Raw genomic sequence first — 13,633 nt, forward strand, 5'->3', positions numbered from 1 at the left:
CATTGAGTCGACGTCCGCAAGGTTCGCCGGGTTGAAAATTCAGTTGCCGCGCTTGGGTTCGGTTATCGGAGTAGTAGAAGGACGTGGCGTGTTCTGGCGCGTAGGGTAACCGTTGCCAATGCCACCGTTTTCCAGAGTGGGCTTGCGCACCGGCGGCGCGATGTTGGGGCCACGAGAAGGTGGCACGCTGGACTCGGTGCCTTGGCGGCTGTTGGGGTTGGCACGGTGGATCGGGCTGTTATAGGGGTTGCTGCTGGCACCGTTGTTGAGGGTGCTGTTTGGCAGCGTCTGCGCCTGGACCGCACCGATGCTGCATGACGCAACAAGCACGCCGCCGACAAGATTGCGCACAAAACTGTTCATCACTACCTCTGGGCAAAGTGAAAACTTCGGAGTAACCGTGAAGGCTCAGGCCTTTGATGGCAACCCGGGCCTCAGGTTCGACGCGACACTGCCGATGAGCAAGCAAAGCGCTGGAAGAGTTTGTAACAAGGATGGTCAGGGCTGTCGCAGCCAAACGACGCGAAGGGCTGCAGCCCAAGGTTTGCGGAGCCCAAAAAAGCACTTGATGAGCAGCCTGTGCGCTCAAAAGGCACAGGCTGGCGCAGGGTGCCTACGCAGACTTCAATGGCATGCTGAAGGTAAAGACCGTGCCCTGCTCGCGCGTCGAGCACACCTCGAGCGTACCTCCATGGGCAATGGCTATCTCGCTGGCGATGTACAAGCCCAGTCCGAGGCCGGCTTGCGGTTCGTCGGTGATGGGTCTCGAATACGGCAGGAACAGTTGTGCACGAACCGATTCAGGTATCGGCTCTCCCTGATTGGTAACGCTGAGCACAAACACCTCGCCATGCACGCCTGCCGTCACTTCGACCGGGCTCTCGGCATCACCATGGCTGATCGCGTTGGACACCAGATTGGAGAGCAATTGCGCGATCCGCTCGTGATCGCAGCGGATACGCTCCAGCGCGCCTATGTTCGAATGAATCGGCCGCGACGGGTGAACGCGCTGCACCTCTGAAATCACATGCTCCAGGGTTTTATCCAGGCCGGGCGCCTCATGGATACTGAGAGGAATGCCATGACCCATGCGGCCTCGGGCAAAATCGAGCACGTCATCGACCAGCTGCGAGGCGCGCTGGCCAGAGGTCAGGATGTGTTGCACGACCTGCTGGGCCTTTTCATCCAGCGGACGGCGCAGCAGCAGTTCGGCACTGGCATTGATGGCAAACAGCGGGTTACGCAGGTCGTGCCCCAGCACGGCGATAAACTGCTCGCGCAGCTCAGCCACCTCACGTTCGGCGAGCAGGTCTTCACGCGCCTGTTGCAGGTTTTCCTCGGCCTCGATCTGCAGCGCCAGAAGACGTGCGAACGACACCATCATGGCTTCGATGGGCGTACCGATCAGCTTCGCCGGCTTGGGATCCAGCGCACAGATGGTGCCGAAAAAGGAACCGTCGGAAAGAAAGATCGGCACCGAGATATAGCTCTGGAAGCTGTACAGACGTGGTGTGTCATGCGCACAGAACAACGGATCCTCGGCGACATGATCAATCACCACAGCCTTGTGGGAGCTGCGAATCTCGTGGCAGATGGTGCTGCTCAGCTCCAGCTCGCCGCCGGGTTTCAAACCGAAATCGAGCGTGTCCAGGACCGCACAGGCCGTCCAGGTGGTTTCGGTTACACGCGCAACGGCGGCGAAACCCAACCCGGTGGATTCGGCAATGACTTGCAGGATGGCCGGCACCGCGCTGATCCGACTGATCGTGGCCACATCATTTGAAAGGGATCGCCGCATGTAGAACCTGTATGAGCCTTGATGTGATGACGCAGCACGTTAGTTTAGGACTGTAACGATTTTTCTGCACCCGTGAATAACACGGGTTGATCGTCAATCTGCATGAAACCTGATCAAACCTCGGTTTTCGCCGGGGGACGCGGAAACGCCACGGTGAAGGTCGTGCCCTCTTCAGCCGAAGAACGAACCGTCACATCGCCCAGATGGGCTCGAACGATCTCGCGCACGATAAACAGGCCGAGCCCGACGGTGCGGGTCTCGTCACTGTCGCTGACCACGCGTACGACGGGCTCGTACAGGTCGTCTACCTTCTCCATCGGTATCGGCTCACCAACGTTGTGCACCGACAGTTTGATCATCCACGTGTCGAACGACGACGTAATCAAAACCTCGCCGTCGTCGGTGCCGTAATTGATGGCATTGCTGACCAGATTGCCAAGCATCTGCAGCAGGCGGTCAGGATCAGCCGAACACGCGCCCTGCCCTTCGCTGCGATGGGTCAGCACCCGATCCGGGAAAACCTGGCGCAGCTCTTCGACGCCCCGGGCGACGACTGCGTGAAAATCGACAGGCTGAGGAACAACGGTAATGCCACTGCCGACCCGGGCGTGGGTGAAATCCAGCAGGTCGACAATCATGCGATCGGCACGGTCGGTGGAATGGTTGATGTGTCCCAGAATCCGCTCTTGGCGCGACTCCAGCGGCGTGCGTTCCAGCAGCCCGGCAGCCATCTTGATCGCGGCCAGCGGGTTGCGCAGGTCGTGGCTGACGATGCCAATCATCTGTTCGGCAAAAATAGCCCGGATCTCTGCCTCGGCATGCGCCAGACGCAAGCGATTGCGCGCCGAAGTCAGCTCGCTCTGCACGGTCATCTGCTGTTGCAGGAGCTCTTCGGCGATCTTGCGGGCAGCCAGCAGTTCGCGCTCGTACTTGTTGCGCTCTTCGGCCAGGAACACGGCAACTTCATGCAGACACCCCGACGGGTACTCGCGGCGTACGGCATTGAGCATCATCGGAATGGGGCGGCCATCGGCATGAATCAGCTCGACCTTGACCTCGGCAATTGAACCTTGCGACTGCAGCGTGGGCGCCCAGTGAGTCTGCAGAAAGGCCTTGCCTGCCAGACTCAGCAGTTCCTGAAAGCGGCGGCCCACAACAGCGTCGCGCTCCAGACCCAGCCATCGGCAAAACGTCAGATTGGCGCGCTCGATGGTGCCGTTGGGCAACGTGATCAACAGACCACAGGGCGCATGCTCGTAGAGGTCTTCCGTGACAGGCAGACTCACCTGTTCAATGGTCATGTGCGGCGCTCTCGTAAGAGGCCAGAAACTGATTCATCGCAGTAATGCATTCCTGTGCTGCGCTCATGTGCGGGTAGTGCCCTACGTTGTCGATCATGTGCAGGGTGCTGTCGGCGATGACGCGGTGCAGGTATTCACCCACCTCGACCGGCACCACCATATCGTCGCTGCTTTGCAGAATGAGTGTTCTGCTCTTGAGTTGTGCGACATCGGCACGATGGTCGGATAAAAACGTCACGCGGGCAAACTGTCTGGCGATCTCGGCATTGGTGCGACAGAAACTGTTGGCGAGTTCTTCGCTCAGTTCAGGCCGGTCCGAGGCGCCCATGAGTGCCGGCGCCATGGTGCTCGACCAGCCAAGATAATTGCTTTCCAGCGTCTCAAGCAACGAATCCACATCGGCGCGAGTGAATCCCCCCAAGTAATCTTCCTCGTTGAGATAGTGCGGGGATGGACCAATCATGATGTGACCGTCGAACCGGCCGGGCGACTGAAGCTCGGCCAGCACGGCAATCATACAACTGACCGAATGACCGACGTGCACCACCGGCCCCTCTGCGGCGAACTCGTTGACCACCTCCAGCAAGTCAGTTGCATAGCCCTTGAGCGACGAATACTTGTGCGGATACCAGGCCGACACATCAGAATTGCCGTTGCCCACCAGGTCGAACAGCACGACCTTGAAGCGCGCTGCGAAGTGCGGCGCCATAAAACGCCACATGTTCTGATCGCAGCCGAATCCATGAGCGAAAATCAGAGTGATCGGTCCGTCGCCTGAAATATTGACGTTGTTGCGCTGCTGGACCGACATGTCGGGCTCCAAAAATGGCCAGGTAAACGGCTGGGTATGTGCATACCGTGATAAAGAGGGGAGGAGATTATCACCGTTAAAGGCACATTAGTGGCACAAACCGCACTTTAAGGCAGGAGCGTCACGAACTGCATGCCAATGCGGAGCATTGGCACGATGAGCAGTCAGATTTACGATGAGCGCGGAGCGTGGGGCTGACAAGACGCTGGGTTCACTCGCCGATGTCTTCGTTCCACAGTTCGGGCTTGCTGGCGATAAAGTCTTTCATCATGTGTGTGCACTCAGGGTTATCCAGCACGTCGATCTGCACGCCACGCGAGCGCAGCAGTTCTTCCTCGCCCATGAATGACGCATTCTCACCGATGATCACTTTGCGAATGCCGTAGAGCAGGATCGCACCGCTGCACATCGCACAAGGCGAAAGCGTGGTGTAGAGGACAGATTCACGGTAAACACTGGCCGGCTGGCGACCGGCATTCTCCAGCGCATCCATCTCGCCATGCTTCGTCGCACTGCCCTCTTGTACACGACGGTTGTGGCCTCGACCGATGATTTTGCCGCCGTGGACGATGACCGAACCGATAGGTATTCCGCCTTCCTTCAGCCCGAGTTGTGCCTCATCGAATGCTGCCTGCATGAATGCGTCCATGTTCTTTGCCTCGTCTCGTCAAAATAGCTGTCAGCGTCGCAGTGCTGCCTCGGCATTGCTCAGCGCACGACTGACAAATTGTCCCAGCAGCTCCGATGACCGGGCTTTCATATCGGTGCTGACCTGGGTATTTCTCGCCCTGAATCTGTTCCCCAATGCAGGCGAATCCTCGCCCTGATTGAGCGAACGCAATTCCTCGGCGGTAAAGGCATGAGCATAAGCGGCTGCCAGGTTGCGGTCCCACTGCGCCTGATATTCCGGCTTGAGGCGCTGCAATTCCTTCTGTACCAGTTCCTGCGCTTCAGTCTTGCCGACAGCCTGCACGATACCGGCAAACGTGGCCGTGCGCGAGGCGACCTGATACCCCAGCCAGGCGAGACCTTCGCCCAGGTTTCGTTGTTCCACCAGGGCCAGCGCCATGTCGTCGGCCTCTTCGGCGCTGGCCGGATGCATCGCGTCCAGGCACAGACAGGCCAGCAATGCCAGGCAGGTCTGCCAAGTACCGCGCGAGCCCCGAACGTGATCAGTCATGACGCCTCCCGAGCATCGATTGACCCAGACCTGAACTTATCAGCTCGGCTGGGCTTTACCACTCGGCGCGTCGCATACCGGTCATCGATGCCGCTATCAGCTATGCGCCGCGTGTCATTCAGCTGGGCGATAATCAAAGACCGCTGCTGACCCGTTCCGCCACATCGGCAGGCAACCAGGCTTTCCAGACGTCGGGATGCTGCTTGAGAAAGCGTGCAGCCACGACCTTGGCATCCTCATGCTTGTCACTCATTTCGCCCAGGGTCCTGTTCAGCAGGTCAATCGGGAAATCCACGCCTTTGAAGACACTCACCAGTTCAGGGTATTGCTTGCTGAATTCTGCCGATACGCCGATCGACAGGGTTGCCGCCAGCGAAGACGTGCCACGCGGGCTTGGGTTGCTGGCGTCGGTCAGGGTTTTCCAGGCTTCAGCGTCAAAGGCCGGCTCTTCCAGTTTGATCAGCTTGTACTTGCCCAACAGGGGCGTAGGTGACCAGTAGTAAAACAACACCGGCTTGCCGCGCCGGATGGACGATGCGACCTCGGCGTCCAATGCTGCGCCCGAGCCGGTGCGGAAGTTGACGAAGCTGTCGGCCAGGCCATAAGCCTTGAGTTTCTGGGTGTTGACGATTTCCGAAGTCCAGCCGCTCGGGCTGTTGAGGAATCGGCCCTTGTCCGGCGATTCCGGGTCTTTGAAGACGTCCTTGTAGCGCGCCAGGTCCGCGACAGACTTCAGGTCAGGCGCCAGCGGCTTGATACCTTTGGCGGCGTCGCCCTTGATCACGTACTCGGGCACCCACCAGCCTTCGGTCGCACCCTTGACGATGTTGCCCAGGCCGAGCACCTTGCCTTCCTCTTCAGCCTTGACCCACACCGGACTGCGTCCGGTCCACTCTTCGGCGATCACCTGAATGTCATTTTTCGCCAGCGCGGTTTCCAGGCTGACGGTACTGCCGGGCAGGGTATCGGTCGGGTAGCCATAGCCCTTCTCGACAATGGTACGCAGGACTTCAGTGATCAGGCTGCCGCTCTCCCAGGTTAGCGCGCCAAACTGGATAGGCTTGGCTTTTTCAGCCGCTGTCGCGGTCTGCCCCAGCAGGCCCAGCGCCAGAAGTGAACAGCCCAGTAGTCGTGTTATTGATTTCATGCTCACCTCAAATGGCGCGGAAGAAACGGGTCTGAAAGTATCGACACCAGCCTGCGCCGATTAGTTGTCACGGCTTGAGCCTCTGTATGATGCAGGGCCCCTATTTCGAGCGCAGCCGCGATGTCCGAAATCCAGTTCTACCCGCTACCTGATGAGTGTCGCCCGTTGCTGGGCAAGTTCTACCGCGAGCACCAGTCGTCAATGCGCGCTGCCAGCAAGGGCCAGGCGTGGGTCGCAAAACGGGCAGAAATCATCGGTGCGTTGTGCCTGACGCCTGTCGCAGAGGGGCATTGGCTGACCGGGCTGTTCGTGGCGCCGGCGCTGCGTGGACAGGCAGTGGCGCGGGGCCTGATCGAAGCGGCATTGCAACCGCTGAACGGGCCGGTGTGGCTGTTCTGCCATCCGGACCTGCTGGGCTTTTACCAAAGTTCAGGGTTCGAGACGGCACAGCGTCTGCCACAGGCCCTGGGCGAACGGTTCATGCGTTACAGCCGCAGCAAGCCGCTGATCGCACTGTGCCGCGAAGCCTGAGGGCTTCGCAGCACAACACGACCATCACTCGTCGGCGTTGGGGTCCATGTCCGGAAACATCACGTCCATGAAGCCGAATTTGCTGAAATCAGTGATGCGCGAAGGGTAAAGTCGACCGATCAGGTGGTCGCATTCATGCTGAACGACCCGCGCGTGAAAGCCTTGGGCAACACGCTCGATGGGCTGGCCCTGAGGATCGAAGCCTTCGTAGCGAATGCTCTGATAACGGTCCACCATGCCGCGCAATCCGGGCACTGACAGACACCCTTCCCAGCCCTCTTCCAGCGTCGGGCCCAGCGGGGTAATCAGCGGGTTGATGAGGATCGTCTGCGGGACCGCTTCGGCGTCGGGATAGCGCTCGTTGCGCTCGAAACCGAAAATCACCAGTTGCAGATCGATGCCGATCTGCGGTGCCGCCAGCCCCACACCGCCGACGCTGTGCATGGTCTCGAACATGTCGGCGATCAGCGTATTGAGCTCGCTGCTGCCGAACATCTCTGCGGGCACCGGAGGGGCGATGCGCAACAAGCGCTCATCGCCCATCTTCAGGATTTTGTGGATCATGACTGCGTGTACCTTGCCGACTTAAAAAGCGATCTTGCCACACAAAGCGATCAGGCTTCGTCCGCCTTCTGCAGCGGCACCGAATGGTCGCGGCCCAAGCCGGAGACATGCTGCTTGCCTGTCTCGCTGCTTTCCTCGCCCAGGCCGTCACCGGCTTCCTTCTCGCCTGCGTCCTTGCCTTCGGCGGACATGTGCTCGATCACCGCATTCATTTCCGCACCCAGCAACAGCACCGCTGCCGAAATATAGAAGTACAGCAACAGCACGATGATCGCGCCGATGCTGCCGTACATGGCGTTGTAGTCGGCAAAGGTCTTGACGTAAAAACCGAAAGCCAGGGAAGCAACGATCCACACCACTACGGCCAGCACCGAGCCTGGGGTGATAAAGCGAAACTCCTGTTTGACGTCCGGCATCACGTAATAGATCAGCGCCACAGCGACCATCAGCAGAATAATGATCGCGGGCCAGCGCAGAATCGTCCACAGCGTGACGATGAAGTCTTCCATGCCAATCTGCGCGGCAATCCAGTTCATGACCTGCGGCCCGAGCACCATGAAAGCTGCTGCTGCCAGCAACATGCCGGCAATGCCTACGGTGTAGAGAATCGACAGCGGCAGACGTTTCCAGATCGGGCGCCCTTCGACGACGTCGTACGCAGCGTTCATGGCGCTCATCATCAGGCGTACACCTGCTGACGCGGTCCACAGCGCGATGACGATACCGATCGACAGCAAGCCACCCTTGGACTGCTGCAATTGGTCGATGACCGGGTTGACTTGCTCGAGGGCCTGCGGCGGCAAGAGGAATTCCGATTGCAGTCGCAACCAGGAGAAAAAGTCCGGCAGATGCAGAAAGCCGATCAGCGCGATCAGAAACAGCAGGAACGGAAACAGAGAAAACAGCATCTGGTAAGCCAGTGCCGATGCATAGGTGGACATCTCGTCATCGAGGAACTCGTTGACGGTTCTCACCAGCACTTTGCCGACTTTCAATTTACGCAAATGGGGGAAAATCATGGCGCTTCCTCTCGCTCCCTTACTGGAAAACCTTACATCCTGAAAACCGACATCTCATGAATGACGTGTCGCGCTGGCGAAGCCGATACACGAATGCCGATGGCACATTGACTGGACAGGCCATGAAAGGTTTCAGTCCCGCAGAGCAGAAAGCATAACGGCCATCCGTGGATGACCGTTATCGGTAATGCCTGCTCCCGGCGCCAAAGCGCCGGAAACAATCGACTCAAGCCTTGTCCACGCCCTTCTTGATCGCGTCCTTGACTTCGCCTTTCGCCTGCTGGCCTTCGCCTTTCAGCTCTTGTACCTTGCCTTCAGCCCGCAGTTTGTCGTTGTCGGTAGCCTTGCCAACAGCCTGCTTGACGTTACCAACTGCTTCGTTGGCCATACCTTTGGCTTTATCGCTGGTGCTGCTCATCGGAAATCTCCTGGGTCTGAAGACCGCACTGGATCGGATGTCGTACTCGACAAAAGATTGACCTGTGCCGGTGGCGAAGAGTTTCAACTATTTTCCGGGTCGCCGTTGCCGCTCATCTGCCGTGCATTGGGGCAGGCTTGCAGCAGAGTTTGTGCGAGAATGCGCGCCACCGTTGTCCGGCAGGGCCGACACGCTGAACACACCGATTCACAGGAACGTTATGAAACTCGATAAAAAGCTGGCCATTGCACGCAGAAACCAGGATCTGGGTGGCGCAGTGCTGGGCGTCAACAACACGCATTTCGCCGTGCTTGACCACAAAAGAAACATCTGGTGGTTTGACCTGCCTGTCCCGCGCCTGCAAGTAGGTCAGTACGAGTGGCTGCACCTGCTGCTGCACACGCCTGAAACCGACCAGTTGCTGCATTTGAAAGTGACCACGGTCTTCATGCGCGATCACATGGAAGGCCTTGAAGTGCGCAATGCCGACAAGCGCAAACCGACCGTCAGCCTGGAGCTGAGCGCCGACAAGGACTCTTTCCTCAAGGACATGCGCCCCAAGGGCAGCAACCTGAGTTTTGCCAGCTTCCTGCAGAAGTAGCTGTAAACCCAGCGGCAGAGTAGCCGCTGCGTTCCCGTACTGTGCCGGGTGAACGTTGCGTGTCGGCAACACTCATTCCGGCAAACCGCTTCATGCAAATTTACGCACCGCCAGATAGCCCGCCGTACCGGCCAGCGCCGACACCACCGTGCCCCACGCATGATCCACCAGCGCCAGCTGCGCCGGCCAGCCCTGCAAGGTGGCCCAGCTGGTCAGGTCATAGGTGCCATACGCAATCAGCCCCAGCAGACCGCTGCACAATGTCGCGTGGCTCAGTCGTTGCGCTTTGAGCGCAGGCATGACGCCGAAAAACACCACCCCCGCTCCGTACATTAGATAAAACGCGATGGCAGGTCCTAATACGGGCGTATCGAGCATCAGCGGTCCGAGCCATTCACGGTAGGTCGGCCCCATCAACACGCCCAGCCACAGTCCGTCGAGGATCAGAAACGCCAGTAATGTGCCGAAGTAAGCGATCAGTATTCTTTTCATGGCGCGTCCTTGATGAAGTTTCAGGGCCGGGAAAGCCCGCTTGAGGGTATGACCGACCAAAGGTAGACATTGATCCATCCAACTTCAGGACTTTTAAAAGGTTAAGGGAGTCAGTGTTAACGAGCGTTATGGAGTTTCAAGCACATGAACACTGTTGGTCCCCTGAAAATAGATATCTGGAGCGACTACGTCTGCCCGTTCTGCTACCTGCAACTGGCCGTCCTGGAACAGCTTCAGCAAACCTACGGTGAACGGCTCGAATTCAATTGGCATGCCTTTGAACTGCGCCCCGATCCGCTGGCACTGCTCGACCCGAGTGCCGATTATCTGCGTGAAACCTGGTCACGATCAGTGCTGCCGATGGCCGACAGGCGTCAGGTGATGATGAAGATGCCCAGCGTTCAGCCGCGCAGCCGCAAGGTGCTGGAAGCTGCGGCGTTTGCCAGGAACGCGGGAAGTTTTGAAGCCTTCCACAAAGAGGCTTACCGGGCTTTCTTCGAAAAGGGGCTGGATATCGGCGAGACGCACACGTTGCTCGACCTGGCCACCACCACCGGACTGGATCGGCAAGCGATGGAGCAGGCACTCAACGCCGGTCATTTCGAAAAGGCCGTGATGGACGACCAGCAACTGGCGCAGAAGCTTGGGTTGAGAGCGGTGCCGGTCGTGCTGCTGCGACGCAGTGACGAGGCACTGGAAGACGCGCGGGTATTCAATGGCACCTTGCCGTTCGAGCGCCTGAGCCAGGAAATAGACGCGCTCGCCACCTGGGCCTGAGGTGCTGCGAGCTGCTTCGATTGCAGCTCACATCAATTGCCGCTCAGGCACCCAGGCTGCGATGCCTTATCAGACCAGCTCGATACGGTCGGCGTGAATCACGATCTGACCCTGTTTGTACAACGCACCAATGGCCTTTTTGAAGTTGCCCTTGCTGACGCCAAACAGACCGCTGATGACTTGCGGATCACTTTTATCGCTGACCGGCAGCGTGCCGTTGTTCTCGCGCAGCTTGGCAAGAATCTTCGAATTCAGGCTGCTTGCGGCCTCTGCACCGACGGGCTGCAGGCTCAGGCTGATATTGCCGTCGCTGCGAATTTCCTTGATGTAGCCTTTTTCCTGCTTGCCGGCGCGCATGAACTTGAACACTTCGTTCTTGTGAATCAGGCCCCAGTGCTTGTTGTTGATGATCGCCTTGAAGCCCATGTCGGTCGCTTCGGCGACCAGCAGATCGACTTCCTGCCCCACGCTGTAATTGGCGGGAGTTTTATCCAGGTAGCGGTCCAGACGCGCAGTGGCGGTGATGCGCCGTGTGTGCTTGTCGAGGTAGACGTGAACCACGCAGTAATCGCCGGCCTGCAGGGTGCGCTTCTCTTCGGAGTACGGCAGCAACAGGTCCTTGGGCAGGCCCCAGTCGAGGAATACACCGATGCTGTTGACTTCAACTACCTTCAGGCTGGCGAACTCACCGACCTGCACCTTGGGTTTTTCAGTGGTGGCGAGCAGCTTGTCTTCGCTGTCCAGATAGACGAACACATTGAGCCAGTCTTCATCTTCCGTAGGAACGTCCTTGGGGATGTACCGATTGGGCAGCAGGATTTCACCATCCTGCGCACCGTCCAGATACAGACCGAAGTTCGTGTGCTTGACGATTTGCAAGCTGTTGTAGCGCCCGATTAAAGCCATTTCCAGATACCCTCATTACGTGAGCGGCATTCTACCCGACTTTGAGTTCGGGTTCGCGTTGCGTGGCCGAAGGTGGCGATGCTGCCTCCACTCGTCAGTTTCCCGGCCCCCCATCGATCGGCCTTGCCGGGCGGCGGCGCCGCGTCTCGTCGAAAATTTATATCTGAAAACAGTCGGTTAGCGCTATTTCGAATAAATCCGGCAAGCCACCGGGTGCAGGCCCGGCTCGGGCGAATGCCATATTCACCAAGCAATAATCAAGCATTTCCTGTACTCTGGCTGGCCGTATTACGTTTATGAAGGTAAATGGCAGCCATGCGTATCAAAGCATCCCACTCGAAAGCCAAACCCGCCCCAGCCGTTGAAACGAGCGACTCGATCAACGCGCAGATTGCAGCTTTCCTGAAGTCCGGCGGTGAAATCCAGCAAATTGCCAAAGGCGTGAGTGGCCAGACCTTCGCACCTTCCAAGCAGATCAATCTCGGTAAAAAGTAAAACCGCGTCCTGCCTGTCGATCTCTACGCGCCTTGACGCTCAAGGCGCTAGATTGACCATCCTTCGCTGGATATTCTTCCGGTCACGCTGCTACTCTCTCCTCTGATATCACTATGACCACGAGCTGGATCACGCTCTGGACGTTATCTTCTTTGTGGAATGCTCGAATGAAGAACTGGATGCTTTTCGGTGCACTTGTCTACCTTGGCGGCTGCGCGTCGCACCACTGCGAAAACGGCCCCAACGACAGTCAGCTCACCGACAGCCCCTGCCGGGCAGAGCACCTGCTGTATCAGAACGACATGCTGCAGGCCAAACTGCTGATCAGCGAAGACAACCGCGAAAACTATGAGCTGGCCGAAGCCATGCTGCGCCGCGCCGCACTTGACGACGCGTCGGGCGAAGCCGAGTTCTATCAGGCCGTGTTGCTGATTCGCCAGCAGGCCGACCCAAAGCAGATCATCGATTTGCTGCAAACCGCCGCGAAACACAAGCATCCATTGGCCATCGCCCTGCTCTCCCAGCAACTGAGTGTCAGCGATCCAAAACTTGCAGAACGTTACCAGTCCGAATACGCCCAACTGGACGTCGCCAAGAGCGGCTACCCGTCGTTCGAGCAGGCGCTGGTGGTGATTCGCGGGCTGATCATCCCCTCTGCGCGCACCACTGCGGCCAACTGACACACAACGGATCGACGAACGGTCCGCCCCGAGCTCATTTCGACGGTATGCTTGCGAGGCTCTAGCTCGCGGCTTGTGTCGGCTCCTGAGCCATTTTCGATACGCCATCCCTGACCACACTCCTCGCAGATCAAGGAGTGAGCCATGCTCAGCCATCGCTTACACGTGCTGTCTTTCAGTGCCCTGCTTGTTTGTCAGTCCGTCTCTGCCCAGGTTCTGGAGCGGGATCTGGGCGACTTCGACCTGAAACTCGCCACCACGCCTACGCGCAGCATGGCCCAGGGTCTGGTAACGCCCACCGGCGGTTCCGGCTCCTTTCATGGCGGCATGGACCTGACCCACGAGAGCGGTTTCTACTTCGGACAATGGGCGCCCAACATGGGCCTGGCCTCGGATACCGGAATGGAGCTCGATTCCTACATGGGCTTCAAGAAGCCCTTCGATAACACCCTTGGCTACGAGCTGGGGATGATTCGTTACAGTTACCCAGACACCAGCCAGATCGACAGCCACGAGTTCTATGCCGGCCTGCGTATGCGCGACAGCCGGATCGGCGCGGCCTTCAGCAATGATGTCGGCACCCGCGACAGTACGGTATTCGTCGATCTGGGCGCCATCGAGCAACTCGGCGTCGGGGTGCGCATGCAGTACGCCAATCACCAGTTCGATACCCCGCAGTCCGCCGCCGACGGCGGGTTGATCAACGGCTTCAACGACTGGTCGCTGAACCTGTCACGCCCCTGGCTGGGCATCGACATGAACCTCATCTACAGCGGCTCAAGCCTGAGCGGCGGCGATTGCAGCGTTTACAGCGGCCACAACGCACGCTGTGACGGGACGTTTACCCTCAAAGCGGTGCGTTCATTCTTTTAAAGGCCCAAACCGGTTGAACTGCCAGACGCTACGCTCCTCT

The 13,633-nt window shown here is 58.6% G+C and carries 18 protein-coding genes; 6 read left to right on the forward strand and 12 right to left on the reverse strand.

Going from position 1 to position 13,633, the window contains the following annotated elements:
* Positions 1–39: 39 nt before the first annotated feature.
* The 7 genes from P406_RS12310 to P406_RS12340 all read right to left on the reverse strand — a co-directional run bounded on the left by P406_RS12310 (position 40) and on the right by P406_RS12340 (position 6,237).
* Positions 40–363 carry a hypothetical protein gene (locus P406_RS12310; RefSeq protein ID WP_003412739.1) on the reverse strand — a complete coding sequence of 108 codons (324 nt, stop codon included), beginning with the start codon at positions 361–363 and terminating at the stop codon, positions 40–42.
* Between the two features lie 250 nt (positions 364–613).
* Positions 614–1,798, reverse strand: coding sequence for a GAF domain-containing sensor histidine kinase (locus P406_RS12315; RefSeq protein WP_046236305.1), 1,185 nt, complete (start codon positions 1,796–1,798; stop codon positions 614–616).
* A 113-nt stretch (positions 1,799–1,911) separates the two neighbouring features.
* Positions 1,912–3,099 carry a PAS domain-containing sensor histidine kinase gene (locus P406_RS12320; protein ID WP_046236306.1) on the reverse strand — a complete coding sequence of 396 codons (1,188 nt, stop codon included), beginning with the start codon at positions 3,097–3,099 and terminating at the stop codon, positions 1,912–1,914.
* Positions 3,089–3,910 carry an alpha/beta fold hydrolase gene (locus tag P406_RS12325; RefSeq protein ID WP_046236307.1) on the reverse strand — a complete coding sequence of 274 codons (822 nt, stop codon included), beginning with the start codon at positions 3,908–3,910 and terminating at the stop codon, positions 3,089–3,091. Before P406_RS12325 ends, P406_RS12320 begins: the two co-directional genes overlap by 11 nt.
* 211 nt (positions 3,911–4,121) lie before the next feature.
* Positions 4,122–4,559, reverse strand: coding sequence for a nucleoside deaminase (locus P406_RS12330; RefSeq protein ID WP_046236308.1), 438 nt, complete (start codon positions 4,557–4,559; stop codon positions 4,122–4,124).
* Positions 4,560–4,589: 30 nt separating this feature from the next.
* Entirely contained in the window at positions 4,590–5,090 is a 501-nt protein-coding gene (locus P406_RS12335; RefSeq protein ID WP_003418290.1) for a hypothetical protein, read from the reverse strand.
* Between the two features lie 133 nt (positions 5,091–5,223).
* Positions 5,224–6,237: an ABC transporter substrate-binding protein gene (locus P406_RS12340; RefSeq protein WP_046236309.1), complete on the reverse strand. Its 1,014-nt coding sequence runs from the start codon at positions 6,235–6,237 to the stop codon at positions 5,224–5,226.
* A gap of 120 nt (positions 6,238–6,357) precedes the next feature.
* On the opposite strand from P406_RS12340, the gene P406_RS12345 reads away from it, so the two are divergent.
* Positions 6,358–6,768, forward strand: coding sequence for a GNAT family N-acetyltransferase (locus P406_RS12345; RefSeq protein ID WP_046236310.1), 411 nt, complete (start codon positions 6,358–6,360; stop codon positions 6,766–6,768).
* Between the two features lie 24 nt (positions 6,769–6,792).
* Here the strand turns inward: P406_RS12345 and def are convergent, their stop codons facing one another.
* From def to P406_RS12360, 3 genes are all read right to left on the reverse strand, one after another.
* Entirely contained in the window at positions 6,793–7,332 is a 540-nt protein-coding gene (gene def / locus P406_RS12350) for a peptide deformylase (RefSeq protein WP_046236311.1), read from the reverse strand.
* Between the two features lie 50 nt (positions 7,333–7,382).
* On the reverse strand, positions 7,383–8,351 hold the full coding sequence (locus P406_RS12355; protein ID WP_003363368.1) for a YihY/virulence factor BrkB family protein: 969 nt from the start codon (positions 8,349–8,351) through the stop codon (positions 7,383–7,385).
* A 226-nt stretch (positions 8,352–8,577) separates the two neighbouring features.
* Entirely contained in the window at positions 8,578–8,769 is a 192-nt protein-coding gene (locus P406_RS12360) for a CsbD family protein (RefSeq protein ID WP_003363370.1), read from the reverse strand.
* A 220-nt stretch (positions 8,770–8,989) separates the two neighbouring features.
* Here P406_RS12360 and P406_RS12365 point away from each other — a divergent pair, with 220 nt between their 5' ends.
* Positions 8,990–9,370, forward strand: coding sequence for a hypothetical protein (locus tag P406_RS12365; protein WP_003314501.1), 381 nt, complete (start codon positions 8,990–8,992; stop codon positions 9,368–9,370).
* A gap of 90 nt (positions 9,371–9,460) precedes the next feature.
* Here P406_RS12365 and P406_RS12370 read toward each other — a convergent pair whose 3' ends face one another.
* Positions 9,461–9,862, reverse strand: a complete 402-nt coding sequence (locus tag P406_RS12370) for a DUF2177 family protein (RefSeq protein ID WP_046236312.1) — start codon at positions 9,860–9,862, stop codon at positions 9,461–9,463.
* A gap of 144 nt (positions 9,863–10,006) precedes the next feature.
* Between P406_RS12370 and P406_RS12375 the strand changes: the two genes are divergently transcribed.
* On the forward strand, positions 10,007–10,639 hold the full coding sequence (locus P406_RS12375) for a DsbA family oxidoreductase (RefSeq protein ID WP_046236313.1): 633 nt from the start codon (positions 10,007–10,009) through the stop codon (positions 10,637–10,639).
* Between the two features lie 69 nt (positions 10,640–10,708).
* Here P406_RS12375 and P406_RS12380 read toward each other — a convergent pair whose 3' ends face one another.
* Positions 10,709–11,545, reverse strand: coding sequence for a CvfB family protein (locus P406_RS12380; RefSeq protein WP_046236314.1), 837 nt, complete (start codon positions 11,543–11,545; stop codon positions 10,709–10,711).
* A 306-nt stretch (positions 11,546–11,851) separates the two neighbouring features.
* Here P406_RS12380 and P406_RS12385 point away from each other — a divergent pair, with 306 nt between their 5' ends.
* The 3 genes from P406_RS12385 to P406_RS12395 all read left to right on the forward strand — a co-directional run bounded on the left by P406_RS12385 (position 11,852) and on the right by P406_RS12395 (position 13,593).
* Positions 11,852–12,040 carry a PFL_1563 family small protein gene (locus P406_RS12385; protein WP_002554403.1) on the forward strand — a complete coding sequence of 63 codons (189 nt, stop codon included), beginning with the start codon at positions 11,852–11,854 and terminating at the stop codon, positions 12,038–12,040.
* A 167-nt stretch (positions 12,041–12,207) separates the two neighbouring features.
* Positions 12,208–12,720: a hypothetical protein gene (locus P406_RS12390; RefSeq protein ID WP_024638942.1), complete on the forward strand. Its 513-nt coding sequence runs from the start codon at positions 12,208–12,210 to the stop codon at positions 12,718–12,720.
* Positions 12,721–12,864: 144 nt separating this feature from the next.
* Positions 12,865–13,593: a TorF family putative porin gene (locus tag P406_RS12395; RefSeq protein ID WP_003412762.1), complete on the forward strand. Its 729-nt coding sequence runs from the start codon at positions 12,865–12,867 to the stop codon at positions 13,591–13,593.
* Positions 13,594–13,633: the final 40 nt, after the last annotated feature.

It is taken from the genome of Pseudomonas syringae pv. coryli str. NCPPB 4273, assembly GCF_000972175.1.
In the GTDB taxonomy this organism is placed as follows: domain Bacteria; phylum Pseudomonadota; class Gammaproteobacteria; order Pseudomonadales; family Pseudomonadaceae; genus Aquipseudomonas; species Aquipseudomonas syringae.